Raw genomic sequence first — 21019 nt, 5'->3', positions numbered from 1 at the left:
TAGCGCGTCTTTTCTTGCCGCAGTGCAAATCCGTTGCCTTGTTCTTTGGCTGAAAATCTCATGACGATATCGTCTAGAAAGTTCAAATTTTTGAATTTGAAAGCAAGAAATAGGGTGTGTGTCTATCGAGTTTATCTTTAGGATGTTAAAAAACAGGCAAATCTTGGTGAGAGGGATCTTTATTTAGGTATTTAATCTAACGATATTAGGTCGATGGAGTAAAATAAAAGGGTAGTAGAAAGTTCTGAGGTATCCTATTAAATAATTAAGGAACTTAATTATGTCTTGGAGCAAAGATAATACTCTATTAACTGAATTAGATCCCCGTTGGTTGGATATAAAGGCGAAAAACATCAAAGCTGACGGCCACTTCGTCTACGCCGTTAAAACAACAGGAATTTATTGCCGTCCATCCTGTCCGACGAGAATTCCTAAGCTTCATCACATCGAGATTTTTGATAATTGTGAATTTGCTGAAAATAAAAACTATCGCGCCTGTAAACGATGTAATCCCAATGGTGAATCAATTTCAACAAAAAATGAACGCTTAGTGACAAAGGCGTGTAGGATTATAGAAAACAGAAGGGGAGATATAAAACTTGAGGAACTCTCAATGCAGGTAGAAATAAGTGCCTATTTTTTCCACCGTCTGTTTAAGAAGATCATTGGTGTGACGCCAAAACAATATAGTACCGCTATTCGTATTAAGAATATGCATAACGAATTGATTAACAAAAATGAAAGTATAACAAATGCTATATACAATTCCGGTTTTAATTCTTGTAGCCGATTTTATGCGGCAACGGATAATTCATTAGGTATGACGCCCAGTGTCTATCGGAAAGGTGGCAAGGATACTTTAATTCAATTTGCTATTACCGAGTGCTCACTAGGAACTATTTTAGTCGCCCGTTCATTGAAAGGGATTTGCGCTATTTCATTTGGTGATAATCCAACAGAACTTCTTAATAGTCTCCAAGATAAATTTTCTAAAGCTGAATTTATTGGCGGCGACTTAGATTTTGAGAATGTAGTTGCAAAGGTTATTGAGCTTGTTGAAAAACCAGGCATTCTATTTAACCTTCCACTGGATATTCAAGGCACAGTTTTTCAACAACGTGTATGGAAAATGCTTCTCACTATTCCGACTGGAACGACGATTAGCTATACCCAATTAGCCGAAATGATCGGTAATCCGGGGGCTGTGCGTGCTGTTGCGAATGCGTGTGGCCAGAATTCAATTGCTGTTGCTATTCCTTGTCACCGGGTCGTTAAATTGGATGGCGATATTTCAGGATATCGCTGGGGGATTGAACGTAAACGCTTATTACTTGATCGGGAAGCTGCGGAGTGAAAATGAATAACATTGATTTGTTTCCTTATATATCGGATTAATTTTTTAGATAACGTATTAAAACTGGACACCCGTTTTATAACAGGTGTTCAGTAAAAATATATTAAATAAATAACTGTCATCTTAATAATGAAAAATAGTTATCAGGTGATAACCAAAATATATCACATGACGTGGGGTAGCCTTACGCCTCATCCCGCTATGCCCCTGAATGGCACAATCAAAAATAGCCACTATATTTAATGGCAATTGCCAAGTCACACTGAGTTTATTTTGTCAGTTTGAGTAGGGATAGAGTAAGGAGAAGGTCATGAAGGTATTGATAGCAAAGAACGAAGTGGGTACACGATATCACAGTCATTATATTGAAAATGCCGTACACCGGTTGGCGGATAAATTAACCGACCGAGATGTTGAGGTGGTTATTGCAGACTCATTTGATGATAGTTACACGATAATTGCATCCAATGAGCCGTTCGATTGCTTAATGGTCAGTTGCGCATTGATGGATGATGATTTATATCGAGAAATACAGCGATTATTAAATAAATTGTTTGAACGCCAGGAAAATGTGCCGGTATTTTTATTAAGTGATCGGGAAAAAACCGTATTTCTGCTAAATCATGAATTGCTGGAACAGTTGACTGAATTTGCATGGATACTTGAAGACTCTGCTGATTTCATTGCAGGCAGGGCAATTGCGGCAATGCAGCGTTATCGTCAACAATTATTACCGCCTTTGATGGCCGCTTTAATGAAATACAGCCAAATCTATGAGTATTCTTGGGCAGCGCCGGGGCATCAGGGTGGAGTCGGGTTTAATAAAACCCCAGTTGGTCGTCTTTATCATGACTATTATGGCGAAAATCTCTTTCGTACCGATATGGGAATTGAGCGCGCTTCGTTGGGATCGCTATTAGATCACTCCGGCGCATTTGGCGAAAGTGAAAAAAATGCGGCCAGAGTCTTTGGCGCTGATCACTCTTATTCCGTTGTGGTAGGAACATCAGGCTCTAACCGCACGATTATGCAAGCCTGCATGACCGAAGATGATGTTGTTATCATTGACCGCAACTGCCATAAATCCATCGAACAGGGGCTTATTCTGACAGGCGCAAAGCCCGTCTATCTGCTACCGAGCCGCAATCGTTATGGCATCATTGGTCCCATCTATCCGCAGGAAATGCAGACAAAAACACTCCAGAAAAAACTGAAACAGAACCCACTGACTCAAGACATGGCTAGCCGTAAACCTGCCTATAGTGTCGTGACAAACTGTACCTATGATGGTGTCTGTTATAACGCCAAGCATGTACAGGAATTGCTGGCTAAAAGTGTTGATAGGATACATTTTGATGAAGCATGGTACGGTTATGCGCGTTTTAACCCGATTTACCATGATCATTATGCGATGCGTGGTAATCCGAAGGATCATGCAGGGCCGACTGTTTTTGCCACCCATTCATCCCATAAGTTGCTGAATGCCTTATCACAAGCCTCTTTCATTCATGTGCGGGATGGCCGGAATCCCGTTGATTTTTCAAGATTTAATCAAGCCTATATGATGCATGCGACGACTTCTCCGCTCTATGCGATTTGCGCCTCAAACGATATCACGGTTTCCATGATGGACGGCAATAGCGGTTATTCTTTGACGCAAGAAGTGATTGAGGAAGCGGTAGACTTTCGTCAGGCATTGGCTCGCTTGCATCGCGATTTCAACGAAAAGGGCGATTGGTTTTTTAAACCGTGGAATCAGGAAAAAGTCACCGATCCCGCGACGGGCAAAAAAATTGCGTTTGAAGATGCCCCAAGAGATTTACTGACCAAAGAACAAAGTTGCTGGACTATGCGCCCAGGAGACAGTTGGCACGGTTTTGAAGACTTGCCCGATGACTGGAGTATGCTTGATCCAATCAAAGTCAGTATCTTGGCGCCGGGCATGGGAGATAATGGCCAATTGCTGAAGCGGGGTGTGCCAGCGGCGCTGGTGACAGCTTGGTTAAGCCAGCATGGTATCGTACCAACCCGAACTACCGATTTTCAAATTATGTTTCTGTTTTCAATGGGGATTACCAAAGGAAAATGGGGAACATTGCTCAATACCTTACTTTCTTTCAAACATCATTACGACGCCAATACGCCTCTCAGTAAGGTTTTACCTGAGCTGGTAAATCAACATCAGGAAGTCTATGGCAATTTAGGTTTGCAAGAGTTGGGCGATAAAATGTTTGCTTATTTGCATCAGAATAATCCGGGCGATAAGTTGAATCACGCGTATTCCGGTCTGCCGGAAATGGCGATGACCCCTCGAACAGCTTATCAGGCCATTGTGACCAACAACGTCGAAATGGTAGCGATCGACGATCTTCCTCACCGTATCGCGGCCAACTCCATCATTCCATATCCTCCCGGCATTCCGATGTTGCTTTCAGGGGAAAACTTCGGGGATAAAACCAGCCCGCAAATAGGTTACTTACATGCCCTGCAAAAATGGGATCACGAATTTCCCGGATTTGAGCATGAAACGGAAGGAACAGAGGTTATCAACGGTATTTATCACGTTATGTGCATAAAAAAATGAGAACGGGAAACTAAATTATGACTACGGTTTCAGAGATGAAAAAAGTCGGATTGATCCCCGTTACGTTGATGGTTGCGGGCAATATCATGGGATCAGGCGTTTTTCTCCTGCCCGCCAGCCTGGCTTCCACCGGAGGCATTGCCATTCTCGGATGGCTGGTCACGATCATCGGTGCGGTGGGGCTATCTATGGTGTATGCCAAGATCTCTTCACTGGATGATAGCCCGGGGGGGTCTTATGCCTATGCTCGACGTGCCTTTGGGCCATTTTTGGGCTACCAGACCAACGTCCTGTACTGGCTGGCCTGTTGGATCGGCAATATCGCGATGGTGGTGATTGGCGTCGGTTATCTCAGTTACTTTTTTGCTATCCTGAAAGACCCGATCATTCTGACCATGACTTGCATCGCGATACTGTGGGTATTTGTCTTCTTGAATATTATCGGGCCGCATGTCATTACCAGAGTACAGGCTGTTGCTACAACATTGGCACTTATCCCGATCGTGGCGACGGCGGTATTCGGCTGGTTCTGGTTCAGCGGTAAAACGTATATGGATGCGTGGAACGTGAGCGGGCTAAATACCTTTGGGGCTATCCAAAGTATTTTAAACGTGACGTTATGGTCTTTCATTGGGGTTGAAAGTGCCTCGGTTGCCGCGGGTGTGGTCAAAAACCCCAAACGCAACGTACCTATCGCGACCATCGGGGGTGTACTTATCGCTGCCGTATGCTACATCTTGTCCAGCAGCGTGATTATGGGCATGATCCCGAATGCCGCGCTGAAACTCTCATCTTCGCCTTTTGGTGATGCGGCGAGACTGGCACTGGGTGATACCGCAGGAGCGATAGTCGTATTTTGTGCGGCGGTAGGGTGTTTAGGATCACTGGGCGGTTGGACGTTGCTCGCTGGACAGACCGCTAAGGCTGCCGCCGATGATGGTCTGTTTCCTGCTATTTTTGGCAAAGTGAACAAGGAGGGAACCCCGGTTGCTGGCCTGCTGATCCTCGGTGTATTGATGACTCTCTTCCAATTCAGTAGCATTTCCCCGAATGCGGCGAAAGAGTTTGGGCTGGTCTCTTCTGTTTCAGTCATTTTTACCCTGATACCCTATCTGTATACCTGCGCAGCCCTGCTGTTACTGGGGCATGGACATTTCAGACAGGAAAAACCGCGCTACATAGTGATCACTTTTATTGCCTTTGCCTACTGTATTTGGGCCGTGATGGGAACAGGCGCTGAACAAGTTGTATGGACGCTGGTTGTGATGATGATAGTCACGGCTATGTATACTTTTAACTACAACACAAAACATCCTGCTCCTTTCCCATTGGAGAAAAATGATTGATGTCAGTTTGCTGGTATCACAGGGGGCTGAAATATCAGCCCCTTTTTTGTGCCTATTGTCGGCTGGTTTGTCGATTTTTCGACGCAATTGTGCATGAAGTCAGTAACTATTCCTGCTAATTTCACATCAAGATCGATTTGTGATAAAACTCACCTTTTGATGTAACAAGCCACCCGCCGTTTGTTTAAAAAATCAACATTTCTGGAGAAACAAACAAATGTTTGTTTAGTTCTGTTCTTTATCAATATGATTGTTTTTATTGTTATTATAACTTAAATAAATTATTACTGGTTCGATTAATAAGAATTAAATTCCTTACTATTGTAAATTATAAGTTAATTAAACGTGATTTATGTCAAATTTATCCAATGTGAAAAGCCTTTCATGAGACTTACGATCTCTTTCCCATAATGACAACAAATAATGTAAATGCACTTTACTGCCTGCCAGTGATGCCATAGAAAAGTCTCATGTTCAAAACATAAGTAAGGACATGAAATGGCGAATCGGGAAAAACAGATATTGCACCTCCTCAGGCGAGATCCTTTTATTCAGCAGCAAGAAATTGCCGATATTCTTGGAATTAGCCGTTCATGTGTTGCGGGGCATATTATGAACCTGAGCAAGAAGGGGCATATAAAAGGTAAAGGCTATATTCTGTCTGACAATAGGTATTCTGTTACGGTTGGTGCAGCCAATATGGATGTTACCAGCTATGCATTCGCAGAATTAATCTATGAAGATTCTAATCCGGGGAAAATTCAATCCACGGCGGGTGGCGTTGGCCGCAATATTGCCCATAACATCGCTTTATTAGGCAGTGAAAGCTATTTAATTTCTGTTATTGGTAATGATTTTTATGGCAAAACATTATTCGAACAGACGAAGTTAGCGGGTGTTTATGTTGATTATTTCCATAAATTATATGGTGAAACGACATCAACCTACAATTCAGTGATTGATGACAGCGGAGAAATGCGGTTAGCTATTAATGACATGAATATTCTGGAAAAACTGACGCCGGCCTTATTATCTCAATCGAAAGCCTTAATCCAGAATGCAGGGGTATTGATTATTGACTGTAATTTGACGGAAGAATCATTAGAGTGGCTATTCAGTCATGCCGGAAGTATCCCAATCTTTGTTGATACGGTATCAACATTCAAAGCCACTAAAATTCGCCATTGGTTATCGCATATCCATACCCTGAAACCCAATCGATTTGAAGCAGAAATACTCAGCGGAATCAAAATTGTCACATTGGCAGATGCGGCTGACACCGCAAACTGGTTCCATCAGCAAGGTGTTCAGAGGCTGGCTCTGAGCATGGGAACAGCAGGCGTATATTACAGTGAAATAGCGGGAATAGCGGGTTGCTCACCTGCCATTCCCATCACCATTGTCAATGCCAATGGTGCGGGAGATGCAATGATGGCAGGGCTTGCCCATTGCTGGCTGGAAGGCATGACATTGGAAGACAGCATTCGTTTCGCACAAGGGTGCTCTGCGCTCACCTTGTCCTCAGAACTGACCAATCACCCCAATTTATCCCTTGGTAGAGTGAAAAAACTGTTGGAATTAAAATCATGAAAAAAAATCTTGTCTTAAATGAATACTTGGATATTTCTCCGGAAGTAGCACATGCTTTGGCTGATAATCGGCCTGTCGTGGCGCTGGAATCCACTATTATTGCTCATGGTATGCCTTATCCGCAAAACGTGGAAACGGCGCTGGAAGTTGAAAACTGTATCCGGGAACATGGGGCAGTTCCGGCGACCATTGCGATTATTAATGGACGCATGAAAGCAGGATTATTTCAGGAAGACATTGAGTTGTTGGGGAAAGAACGGCATTTAGTTGCAAAAGTCAGCCGCCGTGATCTGCCGTTTGTCGTGGCAGAGGGGAAACACGGGGCGACAACCGTGGCTTCAACGATGATTATTGCTGAAATGGCCGGCATTGCTGTATTTGCAACGGGAGGGATTGGTGGCGTTCATCGTGGTGCTGAACACACTTTTGATATTTCAGCCGATTTGCAGGAATTAGCGATTACCAACGTGGCAGTAGTGTGTGCGGGTGCCAAATCCATTCTTGATTTGGGATTAACGACCGAATATCTGGAAACACATGGCGTGCCACTCGTAGGATATCAAACCGAAAAATTGCCGGCATTTTTCTGCCGTACCAGCCCATTTCCGGTGAGTGTGACGCTTGAAAATCCCCAACAGATAGCCCATGTGATGAAAGCAAAATGGAATTCGGGGCTGAGAGGAGGACTGGTGATCGCCAACCCCATCCCTGAGCCATTTGCTATGCCGGAAGTTCAAATCAATGCCGCCATTGAACAGGCTGTCCGAGAGGCGCAGGAACAGGGAATTCATGGCAAAGAGAGTACTCCATTCCTGCTGACCAGAGTATCGGAATTGACGGGCGGTGAAAGTTTACAGGCAAATATCGAACTGGTTTTCAATAATGCGAAACTGGCAGCGCAAATTGCCATTGCTTATCAAGCAATAAATAAGCACCAGTAAATATCATCCGATATATCTTATCCAACGTTACAATAAAATAAGTGCCAGCCTGAAAGAAAACAGGGTAATATCCCTTGGGATTTTTTTAGGCTGGCTAAAAAACAATGGGAATATAATGATGGATATTTTACGCAGTTTAATGGGAATAGTAATACTTCTTCTGGTTGGATATTTGTTCTCTGTCAATAAAAAAAGAATTAGCTTGCGTACGGTAGGCGCTGCATTATTGCTTCAAGTCAGCCTTGGCGCAATAATGCTGTATATTCCCGCCGGTAAATGGTTAATTAATAACATTGCCAATGGCATTAATGCCGTTATTTCTTATAGTTCCGCTGGCAGTTCATTTATCTTCGGGAGTTTAGTCGGGCCGAAAATGAATGAATTATTTGATGGAGCAGGGTTTGTTTTCGCATTTCAGGTACTGCCCGCTATTATCTTTATTACTTCTTTGATATCTATTCTTTATTATATTGGGATCATGAAATGGGTCATTAATATTTTGGGATATGCTTTTCAGAAAGCGATGCGAATTAGTAAAGTGGAAGCCTTTGCTGCAGTAACCACAATCTTTCTGGGGCAAAATGAATTACCTGCGGTGTTAAAACCTTTTGTCAATAAAATGAACCGCAATGAGCTTTTCACTGTGATATGCAGTGGTATGGCCTCAATTGCCGGATCGATGCTGGTGGGTTATGCAGGATTGGGCGTACCGATAGAATATCTGTTGGCGGCATCTTTGATGGCTATTCCGGGAGGGATTCTGTTTGCTCGTTTGCTCAGTCCTGCCACGGAGCCTTCACAAGTACAGTTTGAACAGATCTCATTCAGTGAGACGCGTCCGGCCAGCATTATCGAAGCGGCTGCCGGAGGTGCTATGTTAGGATTGAAAATTGCTGTTGGCGTCGCAACGGTAGTGATGGCATTTGTTGCCCTGATAGCGCTAATCAATGGCGTAATCGGCGGTATTGGCGAGTTATTCGGCCTGACGGGTCTAAGTATGCAGAGCCTGCTGGGTTATCTCTTTTCGCCTTTGGCTTATATCATGGGGGTTAACTGGGAGCATACTGATCTGGCAGGGAGTTTGATTGGACAAAAATTAGCAATCAACGAATTTGTGGCTTATGTGAACTTTTCCCCTTATTTAAAAGATCCTGCGGTTCTTCTGGATACCAAAACTATCGCGGTTATTTCGTTCGCGCTTTGTGGCTTTGCCAATTTTGGTTCGATAGCGGTTGTTGTCGGTGCATTTACAGCGGTAGTACCCGAAAGAGCTTCAGACATTGCAAGGCTGGGTCTGAGGGCACTACTGGCAGCAACACTGTCCAATCTGATGAGTGCAACAATTGCCGGCTTGTTCATTAATTTGGCAGGTTAAACGCCTATCTATTAACCGCTATTGGCGCTAACATGTTGAGGTGTTAGATAACTCACAGTAAGTTATGCTGGATCCCTGTACCATCGGGAAATCAACTAGGCTTGGTATTTGAATAATAGGAGCGTGCATATGTACAGAACTATTTTAGTACCGGTAGATATTTCAGAAGAAGAACTAACGAGTAAGGCTGTTCGCTGTGCGCTTGATATCGCCAGAGAAACAGGTGCTAAGTTACATATTCTACATGTACTCCCTATTTCATCCGCAATTATTAATGCTTATGCATTAGGCTATATGGAAATTAAAGACAAAGCGACCGTCAAGGCCGAAGAGGAATTGGCTATGCTGGTAGATTCCATTGATTTACCGAACGATCGCATTTCCTATTCAATTTCTTTTGGCTCACCACGAGACGAAATTACCTCCACGGCTGATGAGATTGAAGCCGATTTGATCGTCATTGGTTCAAGGCGGCCGAATATTACGACCCATCTGTTAGGTTCTAACTCGGCGGGGATTGTCAGATATGCGAAAACCTCTGTATTAGTTGTGAGATAACATGGGTTATTGGCAATAATGGATTAATGATTGTTGCTGTTTTTTATGGCGGCTTGATTACTTAGAAAAGCGTAATGGCCAATAGTTACATTCGATTGCAGGGGAGTATGTATGTATAAAACGATTTTAGTTCCAATAGATATTCCAGAAGATCAACTCACTGATAATGCGATTAAACATGCAGAATTTTTGGCAAAAATCTCCGGTGCAAAAATTCACCTGTTTCACGCCGTTCCGGATATCTCAAGGTTTTCTGTAAATTACAGCTATCACTATGATTTGCTGAGCGCTTTTGCTAAAAAAGCCGTTACAAATTCTGAAGAGGAACTCAAAAAAGTCGTAGAAAAAATCAATTTACCGAAAGATAGAGTATCGTTCTCCGTTACTTTTGGTTCTCCACGAGATAAAGTACTCTCCACTGCTCGTGAAATTGGTGCAGATTTAATCATCGTAGGTTCAAGGCGGCCTGATATTTCAACCCATTTACTGGGCTCAAATGCGTCGGGCATTGTTTCCTACGCTAATATCTCGGTATTGGTTGTTCGATAACTATCTGGTAATATGCCTAAAACCGTGCAGGGAATTGCACGGTTATTTATTTATGCCTGGTCAGTAAATGAATTCAGAGTGATATCTAACTGATTTTTACCAGCAATGATAACTTGAATCTGTAAGTTATTTTCTGAGCTGTTAGTCGTAATTACAGTCACTTCTTCATTCCCTGAATATTTTCTTACCACTGCCAGCAACTCTTGCTCAAGCTGCTCAATTTTAGTGCTAATAGTCATTTATTCCGTTAAATTCAATTAAATATTATTAAGTTGGTTTAATGTTACTCAAATAATTAGAGTTCAATAGTTTAATAAACGTGATATTTTGGCGTTTAACATTGGAATAAATCCGCTTATTTTATGAATTAAGTAATATTAATATTAACTAAGCCAAATAATGGATGGGTTTAACAATAAATATTAATACACACTCGACGAATAACATTTGTCATTTTATTGCCTTGTCAGGCAGGATAGGGCGAATGTTATGCACAATATGTTATACACAATAAGTAAATAGGTATCATTTTGAATAGTAAAATTAGCCTGTGGGCAAGTTATCTTTTGTTTTTCGGATTAACCGTATCTTTTAATGCATGGAGTGCGCCGACCAGCTTTGAGCAGGCGAAAATAGAATCAAGAAAAAATGTCTATAGCGGACAAACCAAATCAGCAATTGGCACATTGTATTGCGGTTGTGACTGGCAATGGGTAGGTAAGAGTGGCGGGCGTGTTGATCTGGCATCTTGCGGCTATCAGGTCAGGTCACAGCAGTCACGTGCGGAACGTATTGAATGGGAACATATGGTGCCGGCATGGGTCTTTGGACACCAGCGGCAGTGCTGGCAGAATGGCGGGAGAAAAAACTGCGTTGAGAATGATCCGGTTTTTCGCATGATGGAATCGGATATGCACAATCTGGCGCCTTCGATTGGCGAGGTCAATGGCGATCGCAGTAATTTCGCTTACGGAATGGTTCCCGGAAACATGGCAAATATGTATGGGGCATGCAGCAGTAAAGTCGATTTTAAATCACGTCTGTTTGAACCGCGCGATAGAGTTAAAGGCGTGGTTGCCAGAGTTTACTTCTATATGCACGATCGTTATAACCTTGCGATGTCTCGTCAGCAGCAGCAACTTATGATGGCATGGGATCGCCAATATCCAGTAGATGGGTGGGAACGGGAAAGAGATAATAAAATCGCCCGGATCATGGGGCACCATAACCCATTTGTTACCGGTAGCCAGAAATGGGAACTGGGGCATAAAAATTCAGGTCAGGGGTCGAGCACTCAAAATGGTGTCCAAAAGCAAAATAGCTTTCAAGCGGCTGGCAATCAGGCTCCAGCCAGAAACCCGACCGTAAAAACCGCGCAGAGTGAAAAAATTAAAGGCAACAAGAATAGCCAGATTTATCATCTTGCCCACTGTTCTGGTTACAAAACCATAGCCGATAAAAATGCGGTCTATTTTGGAACAGAAGCCGAAGCTAAAAAAGCGGGATATCGTCTGGCGAGTCATTGTAAAAAGTAACCAGAAAATGCAGGATTATTAATTTTTCACGATGACTGAGTAATCCTTTATCAAAGAAAAGTTAAAAAATGTTTCAGTAAAATTTAGGCTTTTATATTGTCATAAATAAAAAACTGTCATTATACTGACATCATAGTCCGTTAGGTTACATTACAGCAGAAATGAAATGAGCGAGTAATGCTAATGACAGGTACTGAAACTGTATTTCAGTTAGGAATTGAACCGGTGATTGAGATCTGAGCCACCAATAAAAAGGTGGCGATCTTAGCGCCGGTTTTTTCATGGGCCTTAATGAGCTGAAAAGGAAGCTCCATGTATCTGTTTTATATAACGCAGTTATTCTATCGATGATAGAACACCGCAAGTGTGAAGCCAACGATAAGGTGTGCGACTATGGGTAGACAGAAAACAGTGATTAAATCTCGTCGTGAAGTCAGGAGAATGTTAAAAAAAGACCTGCGCCAGTCACGTTATCGCAATGATGATAATGTGACTTCATTGGTGCCGATTGGCGGAGTGGAGGCTATTGGAATGGCGCGTGAGAACAGGGATACTTCTGAAATTCGTCCACGTAATGAAATGCAGCATCGCTATATGCGGGCAATTAATAATAAGCAGTTAGTTATTGCCAATGGTGCAGCGGGTTGCGGTAAAACGTTTATCAGTACCGTTATGGCGGCTGATGCGTTAATCAATAAAGAGATTGATAAAATCATTGTAACGCGTCCGGTATTGCAGGCAGAAGAAGATCTCGGCTTTCTGCCGGGTGACATGGCTGAAAAATTTGCACCTTATTTTCGTCCGGTTTATGACGTTTTATTAAAACGGATGGGCGCTTCGTTTTTACAATATTGTCTGCGCCCTGAAATAGGGAAAGTAGAGATAGCCCCTTTTGCTTACATGCGTGGAAGAACATTTGAAAATGCGTTTGTGATCCTTGATGAAGCGCAGAATGTGACAGTCAATCAAATGAAAATGTTTTTAACCCGGCTGGGAGAAAATGTTACCGTAATTGTTAATGGTGATGTGAGCCAGTGTGACTTGCCGGAGTGTATTACATCTGGGCTGATGGATGCACTGGAGCGGTTTTCTGATGATGAAGCGATTAGTGTGATTCATTTTTCTCAGGAAGACTGTGTTCGTTCCAGATTGTGTCAGAAAGCATTGCTGGCTTATCGTTGATAGTGACTGAAGCATTTTATCAGCAGAAGCCTTAGCATTAATTATTTACTTTAATGAAGCCTAATAGTCGTTTTTATTTTTTTATATTACTCAGCTCATCTTGCAGCGGAAATTGAATTTCAATTTCTGTGCCGCCTTTTTTGCGTTTTTTGATTTTTATTTGCCCTGAAATGAGAGTGACCCGTTCCCGCATGATAGCGAGACCAAATTGAGCCTTAATTTGCTCCTGATGGATGCCGCGGCCATTATCACTGATAATCGTGATAATATTTTTGCCTATCGGATAGATGCGAATACTGATCCAACTCGCGTCAGCATGTTTATAACAGTTATTTAAGGCCTCACGAATAATCTGCGCCAAATGACGGCGGTGGCCGATAGGAATAATCTGGTGAGTAAGCCGATAATAAAATTCAATCTGGAATCCCAGCCGATGATTGAATCCTTTTATCAGGGATTGCAGGGATTCATACAGGTCATAATGGTTTTTTTCTGCCCGCAATGTGGCCAGCATTTCCCTTAATTGCTGACTGGCTAAAGTTATCTCCTCTTTTATGATCCGCAAGGCGATTAAGGCCTGTCGGGAGAATTTATCGTGGCGCACATGCAGGCTGTTAATCTGAATTTTCAGAAATAGAAATGATTGTGCCACTGTGTCATGTAATTCTCTGGAAATATTTTCCCGTTCATTGATAAGCCCCTGCTGAATTTGCTGATGCACGGTATTTTTCAGAGACAGGTGTTTTGCCAGCGCATCCGTAACAGACTGGATCAGATCCCGTTCATAAGAAGACAGAATCTGAGTTTGATTAATCTTGATTTGAATTATGCCGTGAAAAGTATGCCTGTCATATAAATCCCATTTTTGTATCCGAGGAAGATTGACGTCAAAGGGGCTACGGGGATATTCAAAATGATACTTACGCGGTGGATGATAAAGCGTGATCCTGACTTCGCCAAAGGGGATGAATTGGTTAAGTCTGAAAAATACCCTATGAAAATTATCAGAGAGTGAAGTATTAAGATTGAGTTGAGAATGGACGGAGATAAGAAAACGCAGGTATTGTCTATCCCGTTTCAAGACAGTTATCTTTCTCTGTTTTATTTTGCAAAATGATGCCATCTGGAGTGAAATCATATCGGCTTTATACAGCAAGCTTAAAAGGCACAGGATACTCAGGATATCAAAGATGACCCACAGCTTTCCGGGCAAGGTGAGCGGGGTATTCAAACCAAGAAATAGCAGCACAGACAAATTGATGGTGATGGCTGCGCCACATAACCAGCCTGTTGCTACTATTGGACTGTCAGAGAAAGTTTTCATCAGTTAAACAATCCTTCCGTTTTCCTGATCAAAACCTTAGCTCAATTAATTAAAATAGGTTAATTATCACTTAACTTTCATTCCCGCTGTTGTCATTAAGATACGAAATAGCGAAGAGACGGCGTAAAGTGCCAGCACACTGCCAAGCCAGATGGTGACCAGCCAACCCAGCCGTTTCCAGAGGGAAGGGCGGGGAGGATCGGACTCAGTGATAACCTTGTTCATGGGTAATTTTTCCTCGGAAGACATAATAACTCCAAAAGGTGTAGACCAGTATGATTGGGATGATGAACAGGGCGCCGACCAGCATAAAGCCCAGTGATTGCGGTGGGGCGGCCGCTTCTTGATAACCAATCATCGGCGGGATGATATTTGGCCAGATACTGATCCCTAATCCACTGAACCCCATGAATATCAGCAGTAATGCAGCCAGAAATGGGGTGTAATGGCTGGTGTTCTCGTTAGCTTGCAGGAGCTTCCAGCTTGACCCTATAACGAGTAGCGGTACGGGTATAAAGAACAGCAAATTAGGCAGGCTGAACCAGCGTTCGGCAATGGCTTGATGTGCGATGGGGGTCCAGAGGCTGATAATGCTGATGACGGCCAGCATCAGCAGCGTCAGCGGGCGCAGAATGCGATACATCTGCTGTTGCAGGTGGCCTTCGGTTTTCATCACCAGCCAGCCACATCCCAGCAACGCATAAGCGACAACCAGACCAAAGCCGCAGAATAGCGGGAATGGGGCAAACCAATCGAAAGCCCCTCCAATATAGGTGCGGTTCTCGACCGGAAAGCCTTCAATCACCGCGCCAACCACCATTCCTTGCGTAAAAGTGGCGATGATTGAACCAGAAATAAATGCTTTGTCCCAGATGTGCTGATGTTCTGGCGTGGCTTTAAAACGAAACTCAAAAGCGACACCACGGAATATCAGCCCTAAGAGCATGATAGTCAGCGGGATTGCCAGTGCATCCAAGATCACCGCATACGCCAAAGGAAAAGCGCCGAACAGCGCCGCCCCGCCCAGCACCAGCCAAGTTTCATTGCCATCCCAGACCGGTGCTACGGAATTCATCATTAAATCGCGGTCTGACTGCCCCTTCATCATAGGATACAAAATGCCGATGCCGAGGTCAAAACCGTCCATCACGATGTACATCATGGTACTGAATATAATGATCAGAAACCAAATCAGGGGAAGATCAATGCCCATTTGTTAACTCCTTGTTGGGGCCTTTGCGGATCAGTTTCATCATATAGGCGTAACCAACACCAAAGACGGCAGCATAAACGACGAAGAAAATAAGCAGGCTGATGCTCATGTGGATCTCGCCATGTGCCGATACCGCATCTTTGGTACGCATTAAGCCATATACAACCCACGGCTGGCGGCCAATCTCCGTGGTAAACCAACCGGCCAGAATGGCGATAAGACCCGAAGGTGCCATTAAGAATATAAACCGGAGAAACGTCCTGTTTTCATATAATCGCTTTTTGTAACGTAGTAACAATCCCCAAACGCCCGCCACAATCATCAATATTCCCAGCCCAACCATGACACGAAATGACCAGAACACCATAAAGACATTGGGGCGATCTTCGGGTGCAAATTCTTTCAATGCCGGAACCTGTTTATCCGGACTGTGTGTCAGGATTAGGCTGGCAAGATAAGGAATTTTGACGGCATAGCGAGTTTCTTCTGCTTCCTGATTTGGAATGCCGAAGAGGATCAGCGGAGTAGCTTCGCCGGGACGGTTTTCCCAATGCCCCTCCATTGCGGCAACTTTGGCTGGCTGATATTTCAGGGTATTCAAGCCATGAAAATCACCAATGATGGCCTGCAACGGGGCGATGATCAGAATCAGCCACATTGCCATTGACAGCATTTTCTTCATGGCGGAGGAATCATTGCCTTTCAGCAGGTGCCACGCAGCGGAGGCTGCAATGAAGAACGCTGATGCGAGAAACGCAGCGGTTCCCATATGCAGTAGACGATAAGGAAAGGAGGGGTTGAAAATCACGGCAAACCAGTCAACAGGAACGATTTGATTATTGATGATTTCATGGCCCTGCGGTGTCTGCATCCAACTGTTGGAGGCCAAGATCCAGAATGTGGAGATAATTGTACCGAGGGCAACCATGCAAGTGGCGAAAAAATGCAGCCTTTCGCCAACCCGACTCCAGCCAAACAGCATGACGCCAAGAAATCCTGCTTCAAGGAAAAACGCGGTCAACACTTCATAGACTAGCAACGGGCCCGTAATACTGCCGGCAAATTCGGAGAAAAAACTCCAGTTGGTGCCGAATTGATAGGCCATCACTAAACCAGAAACTACTCCCATACCGAAATTAACTGCAAAAATTTTCGACCAGAAGTGGTATAACGTTTTGTAGTCTGTATTGTGTGTCTTTAGCCATAGCCCTTCCAATAAGGCTAGAAAACTGGCCAGGCCTATCGTAATGGCAGGAAAAATAATGTGAAAAGAAATCGTGAAGGCAAACTGTATCCTTGCGAGTTCAAGGGCACTTAACCCAAACATAGTGACCTCTTATTTTAGTTGAATCATATGGGGCGATGAAGTTAGAAGGTGTGGATAAGTAAAACACAGGAATTTAGGGTATAATAGTGACAATCATCTGTTTATTACCTATAACAGTTTTACCAAAGGTCAGGCGATATGACACGTTACGAACAATTGGCTGGGGCGATCCGCCAGCAAATAGAGGATGATATTTGGCAGGTGGGCGACAAGTTGCCATCACTGCGGGAATCGGTGAAATCATCAGGATTAAGCTTGATGACGGTGCTGGAAGCCTATCAATTGCTGGAAAGTCAGGGTTGGATCGTGGCTCGTCCGCAATCTGGCTATTATGTGGCCACCCGGTTAACGCAGTTTGCGGCAGCAAAAGGCGGAAAAGGCCTGCATTTAAGCGAAAGTGTAGAGATCAGCGCCTCTATTTTTGATGTGTTGCAGGCGTGCAAAGACCCCAAAATCGTGCCTTTTGGCTCGGCATTTCCCGATCCTTCCCTACTGAACGAGCCAAAATTATCCAAAATACTGGCCTCAGTTGCCCGTCGCTTTGTTCCTCATAGTTCGTTGGAGAATTTGCCGCCTGGCAATGAGAAGTTGCGGCGTAATATTTCCCGTCGTTATGCCGCCCACGGCATTCATGTGTCTCCTGATGAGATCGTGATCACTACGGGGGCAATGGAATCATTAAGTTTTAGCCTACAATCCGTGACCTCACCGGGAGATTGGGTGGTGATTGAATCGCCCGCTTTTTATGGTGCGTTGCAGGCCATAGAGCGCCTGCGCCTGAAAGCTATCGCGATTAAAACCGATCCGCGGACAGGCATTGATTTGGATGCACTGGAAGAGATCGTGCAGAAATACCCGATAAAAGCTTGCTGGTTGATGTCTCGTTTCCAAAATCCATTGTGCAACACGATGCCATCTGAAAATAAACAGCGGCTGGTGGAGATTTTGAATAGTAGTCATATTGCCCTGATTGAAGATGATGTTTATGGTGAACTGTATTTCGATCAAGAACCGCCGATGCCAATCAAAGCATGGGATAAAGAAAATAATTTCATGCACTGTTCATCATTTTCAAAATGCCTTGCTCCCGGATATCGCGTGGGCTGGGTTGCAGCAGGCAAGCACGCAGGGAAAATTCAGCAATTGCAGATGATGAGCACGGTTTCAGCCAGCGCACCAACACAATTGGCGGTTGCGGAATATCTGGCTCACGGGGGATATGATAACCACCTGCGGCGGCTGCGGCGTCAGTTGGAACAGCGGCAAAGTCAGGTTTTACGGGCGATCAGTGAATATTTTCCTGACTCGGTGAAAGTGAACAGTGCACGTGGCGGTTATTTCCTGTGGCTGGAGTTTGAACCGCCTTTCAATGCTAACCGGTTGTATCGACTGGCGCTGGCCAAAGGGATCAGTATTGCTCCGGGCAGCATGTTTTCTACCAGTTCTCAGTTTGATCACGCCTTTCGCTTGAACACGTCATTTGCATGGAATGACGTGCAGGCTTCAGCAATGAAAACTTTGGCAGACTTGTGTCATACGCTATTAAGGGAATGCGGGTAATCAATCACATTTCAATTATCTCTATGTTGTCGTAGGCAGAATTATTTGCGAATGTTGGAGTTAACAATTCGACGTTAACCGTCTTCTGGGAATATACACAGGGCTTAAGAGTGGTGAGGAGGTGGCATGAAAATGAAATATTTCGATTATGCAACGTTACCAAGAACGCAATGGTCAGGTGGGACAGGCGAAACAAGGGACATTGTCTGTTGGCCAGTTTCTGATGATTTCGCTTGGCGAGCCTGTTTCACGTCAATTTATGAAAGTGAAGTATTGGGGCAGTTTCCTGATATTGACCGCTCCATTGTCTTATTGAAGGGAAAAGGGATCAGATTGACCAGTCCGGGTTTTCTTGAGCACGAACTGGTGAAAAAAATGACACCCTTCCATTTTTCTGGCGATATTCGCGGGCATGCTGAATTGTTGGATGGCTCTGTCCAGTGTTTCAATATCATGACGCGTCGCTCTTGCTGGGCTTCCGAAATTTCGGTGATATCCCATGAGCATCTTTTACCGACTTCTCACAGTGGTGTGCTTTATGTTTTAAAAGGCCGTTGGGAAATGACGGGCTCAGATTGTGTTCAGCTTGCTTTCGGGCAAGGAGCCTGGTGGCTGCCAGATATACGGGAAGGTTCAATTAAGCCGCTGGTGGCGGATAGCCAGTTATTGTGGGTTGATTTACGCCCGATTGGGTGATTATTGAAATACTTACCGGATGCGGCTTGGTGTAATGTCAGGCCGCTACTTGAAAGATAAATGGGTATATAGGCTAAATCCATTCCCGGATATTTTTCATGCAAACTTAACTACCACCTACTGAAGTAGGTGGGTTAGCGCACTTCGGTGCCGACGACTGAAAGTCGTCGAACCACGTACCTCGTAAACGCGCATAGGTCAAAGAATTAAAGTCAAAGTCACCGTCTAAAGACCGTGGTTTTAAACCTTTCATATGGAAAAATAAAATTCCATTCTGTCATAATACATTATCTATTTGTATTCATACGCCGAATCCATAATCAAGATTGAAATAAAATTTTCAATCTTGATTATGGATTATCATTATGGGTTCATTCCATCGAAAGGTAAAATAAAGAAAGGTTCACATTTTTTTGATTCGCAACCTAAGAAGATAATTTTGTTTTTATTTTCGAACGTAATCATCCCGACACCATTGATATAAAAATTCCATACTTCATTACTTATTTGTGCTTTTCCATTTATATTACATGGAGTTTGATAGAAAATACTATATGGATAATCTTTATATTCCTTGCTGATCTTAAATATTTTATCTACATTTTCTTTACTTAAGTTCCATTTTTTACATTCATTAATAATGTCTTTATCATTGCTTTCAGTTAATTCTAGGCCTGTTAAATCAATTATTTCTGTTTTATTTTTTTAATAAACGTAAGGGCTAAATATTATTAGAATAAAGATTAGCACTTTCGCCTTCTGTTTTATAAGATATTTTATCATGTTCATATATATCACTATTACCTAAATTGTAATTACATTTTAGTAAGTTAACTAATTTTTTAATTGATTCTTTTGTTAAAATTAATATTATCATTAAGTGCTATTAACAATGTTTTTTCCTTTTCGTTGATAGGTTCCATTTTATATTCATTTTGACGATAAATTAATTGCTTTTGATAAAGCAGAGTTAAGAAATGTGAGTTAGCGATTGTTCATAAACTGCAAATTCTCTTCGTATCGATCTAGATATGTACATATATGCTTTCTCAAATACCCTCAACCAATATTTACACTGCCACCGCCAATAACAACACCACCACAGTTAACTGCGTCGCCTGTCCTAGCGGCAGGCTTTCCTTCGATAAAAACTGAACCTGAGCCGCCTGCTATCGCCCGTGAATGAGACGAGTGTGATTGCAGAGCATCTCCCTGCCGGGCAAGATAGGCACCATCAACCTTGACACTGCTGGCGCCGGTAATGACTGGCGTCGCCGGGCAATCACCGTGCTCTGTGCCGATATCCCCGATTTTGACTGCATTTCCCATACTATTTTTCTCCGTTGTGGTTAGAAAAGAGGAAGCATATTTAACATTCTTAAATACTATCAATAAACTTTTTGGCTCTATACCAGCCGGGAGTTCCATCATCAACAAGATTGGATAAGAGTGATTTGTCAAAATGATCAATATCAAAATCATCTTCTCTGATAACTTTCTTAAGAATTCCTTCCATAGAACGGGTATCTGTGATTTTTTCGGCAAGCAGATAATCATAGAAAAAAGCTAAAAATGGTATTGAATTGACGATACTGATGCTTTTTCTCAGTTCTGCCAACTCAGATAGCAGAAATAAATCAAGTTTTTGTAAATACTTCTCTTTTTGCTTTATTTCTATCAATTCATACTGCTCTTCACTGATTTTGAAAAGCTTATATCTTCCTTTGGCGTTATCAGGATATTTTTCTCGGGCTTTGAGAAAATTATCCTGTTTATATTCACCTTTATAATCTGTGGTGATTTTATGAATATATCCGTCGTCATTGAAGATGCTTGATTTTTCATTTGTATCAGATCATGATCGCGCTCATGAAAATTAATCTGA

At 43.1% G+C, this 21019-nt stretch carries 20 protein-coding genes; 12 read left to right on the top strand and 8 right to left on the bottom strand.

Features of this window, described 5'->3' with window-relative positions:
* The first annotated feature begins 280 nt into the window (after positions 1 to 280).
* The 8 genes from ada to NXS07_RS15015 all read left to right on the top strand — a co-directional run bounded on the left by ada (position 281) and on the right by NXS07_RS15015 (position 10297).
* Entirely contained in the window at positions 281 to 1354 is a 1074-nt protein-coding gene (gene ada / locus NXS07_RS15050) for a bifunctional DNA-binding transcriptional regulator/O6-methylguanine-DNA methyltransferase Ada (RefSeq protein WP_046336772.1), read from the top strand.
* Positions 1355 to 1664: 310 nt separating this feature from the next.
* Positions 1665 to 3938, top strand: coding sequence for an arginine decarboxylase (adiA, locus tag NXS07_RS15045; RefSeq protein WP_258087055.1), 2274 nt, complete (start codon positions 1665 to 1667; stop codon positions 3936 to 3938).
* 17 nt (positions 3939 to 3955) lie between these two features.
* Complete coding sequence (gene adiC / locus NXS07_RS15040; protein ID WP_038209591.1) at positions 3956 to 5284, top strand: arginine/agmatine antiporter; 1329 nt, start codon at positions 3956 to 3958, stop codon at positions 5282 to 5284.
* Positions 5285 to 5782: 498 nt separating this feature from the next.
* The gene (locus tag NXS07_RS15035) at positions 5783 to 6874 is read left to right on the top strand and encodes a PfkB family carbohydrate kinase (RefSeq protein WP_258087054.1); all 1092 of its coding nucleotides are present in this window, start codon (positions 5783 to 5785) and stop codon (positions 6872 to 6874) included.
* Entirely contained in the window at positions 6871 to 7815 is a 945-nt protein-coding gene (locus NXS07_RS15030; RefSeq protein ID WP_046336768.1) for a pseudouridine-5'-phosphate glycosidase, read from the top strand. Before NXS07_RS15035 ends, NXS07_RS15030 begins: the two co-directional genes overlap by 4 nt.
* 118 nt (positions 7816 to 7933) lie before the next feature.
* Positions 7934 to 9190: a NupC/NupG family nucleoside CNT transporter gene (locus tag NXS07_RS15025; RefSeq protein ID WP_258087056.1), complete on the top strand. Its 1257-nt coding sequence runs from the start codon at positions 7934 to 7936 to the stop codon at positions 9188 to 9190.
* Positions 9191 to 9319: 129 nt separating this feature from the next.
* A complete protein-coding gene (locus NXS07_RS15020) occupies positions 9320 to 9748 on the top strand; it encodes a universal stress protein (protein WP_038195768.1) in 429 nt (142 codons plus the stop codon).
* A 111-nt stretch (positions 9749 to 9859) separates the two neighbouring features.
* Positions 9860 to 10297: a universal stress protein gene (locus tag NXS07_RS15015; protein WP_038195770.1), complete on the top strand. Its 438-nt coding sequence runs from the start codon at positions 9860 to 9862 to the stop codon at positions 10295 to 10297.
* Positions 10298 to 10347: 50 nt separating this feature from the next.
* Here NXS07_RS15015 and NXS07_RS15010 read toward each other — a convergent pair whose 3' ends face one another.
* Complete coding sequence (locus NXS07_RS15010; RefSeq protein ID WP_038195772.1) at positions 10348 to 10536, bottom strand: hypothetical protein; 189 nt, start codon at positions 10534 to 10536, stop codon at positions 10348 to 10350.
* Positions 10537 to 10827: 291 nt separating this feature from the next.
* On the opposite strand from NXS07_RS15010, the gene NXS07_RS15005 reads away from it, so the two are divergent.
* Positions 10828 to 11832: an endonuclease gene (locus tag NXS07_RS15005; RefSeq protein WP_038213496.1), complete on the top strand. Its 1005-nt coding sequence runs from the start codon at positions 10828 to 10830 to the stop codon at positions 11830 to 11832.
* A 393-nt stretch (positions 11833 to 12225) separates the two neighbouring features.
* Positions 12226 to 13014 (top strand): phosphate starvation-inducible protein PhoH, encoded by a 789-nt coding sequence (phoH, locus tag NXS07_RS15000; RefSeq protein WP_258087053.1) that lies wholly within the window; start codon positions 12226 to 12228, stop codon positions 13012 to 13014.
* Between the two features lie 73 nt (positions 13015 to 13087).
* Here phoH and NXS07_RS14995 read toward each other — a convergent pair whose 3' ends face one another.
* The 4 genes from NXS07_RS14995 to NXS07_RS14980 form a co-directional block, all read right to left on the bottom strand.
* Positions 13088 to 14338, bottom strand: a complete 1251-nt coding sequence (locus tag NXS07_RS14995; protein ID WP_258087052.1) for an ATP-binding protein — start codon at positions 14336 to 14338, stop codon at positions 13088 to 13090.
* A 66-nt stretch (positions 14339 to 14404) separates the two neighbouring features.
* Positions 14405 to 14563, bottom strand: coding sequence for a DUF2474 domain-containing protein (locus NXS07_RS14990; RefSeq protein ID WP_071827822.1), 159 nt, complete (start codon positions 14561 to 14563; stop codon positions 14405 to 14407).
* A complete protein-coding gene (cydB, locus tag NXS07_RS14985) occupies positions 14544 to 15551 on the bottom strand; it encodes a cytochrome d ubiquinol oxidase subunit II (RefSeq protein ID WP_238127010.1) in 1008 nt (335 codons plus the stop codon). Before cydB ends, NXS07_RS14990 begins: the two co-directional genes overlap by 20 nt.
* Positions 15541 to 16878 carry a cytochrome ubiquinol oxidase subunit I gene (locus tag NXS07_RS14980; protein ID WP_258087051.1) on the bottom strand — a complete coding sequence of 446 codons (1338 nt, stop codon included), beginning with the start codon at positions 16876 to 16878 and terminating at the stop codon, positions 15541 to 15543. The genes cydB and NXS07_RS14980 overlap by 11 nt, the downstream gene beginning before the upstream one ends.
* Before the next feature lie 138 nt (positions 16879 to 17016).
* Between NXS07_RS14980 and NXS07_RS14975 the strand changes: the two genes are divergently transcribed.
* Together NXS07_RS14975 and NXS07_RS14970 are read left to right on the top strand one after the other, a co-directional pair.
* Complete coding sequence (locus tag NXS07_RS14975) at positions 17017 to 18438, top strand: aminotransferase-like domain-containing protein (RefSeq protein ID WP_258087050.1); 1422 nt, start codon at positions 17017 to 17019, stop codon at positions 18436 to 18438.
* Between the two features lie 126 nt (positions 18439 to 18564).
* Positions 18565 to 19134, top strand: a complete 570-nt coding sequence (locus NXS07_RS14970) for a HutD/Ves family protein (protein ID WP_038209618.1) — start codon at positions 18565 to 18567, stop codon at positions 19132 to 19134.
* A 1059-nt stretch (positions 19135 to 20193) separates the two neighbouring features.
* Here NXS07_RS14970 and NXS07_RS14965 read toward each other — a convergent pair.
* From NXS07_RS14965 to NXS07_RS14955, 3 genes are all read right to left on the bottom strand, one after another.
* Positions 20194 to 20463, bottom strand: coding sequence for a type VI secretion system PAAR protein (locus NXS07_RS14965; RefSeq protein ID WP_258087049.1), 270 nt, complete (start codon positions 20461 to 20463; stop codon positions 20194 to 20196).
* 49 nt (positions 20464 to 20512) lie between these two features.
* A complete protein-coding gene (locus NXS07_RS14960) occupies positions 20513 to 20815 on the bottom strand; it encodes a hypothetical protein (RefSeq protein WP_258087048.1) in 303 nt (100 codons plus the stop codon).
* On the bottom strand, positions 20812 to 21019 hold a 208-nt coding region (locus NXS07_RS14955), incomplete at its 5' end, for a hypothetical protein (protein ID WP_258087047.1). The genes NXS07_RS14955 and NXS07_RS14960, both read right to left, overlap by 4 nt.

The organism is Xenorhabdus bovienii (assembly GCF_024721015.1).
Taxonomy (GTDB): Bacteria; Pseudomonadota; Gammaproteobacteria; order Enterobacterales; family Enterobacteriaceae; genus Xenorhabdus; species Xenorhabdus bovienii.
Note: the sequence above shows the minus strand (reverse complement) of the source record. Positions and strands in the feature narration are given on the sequence as shown.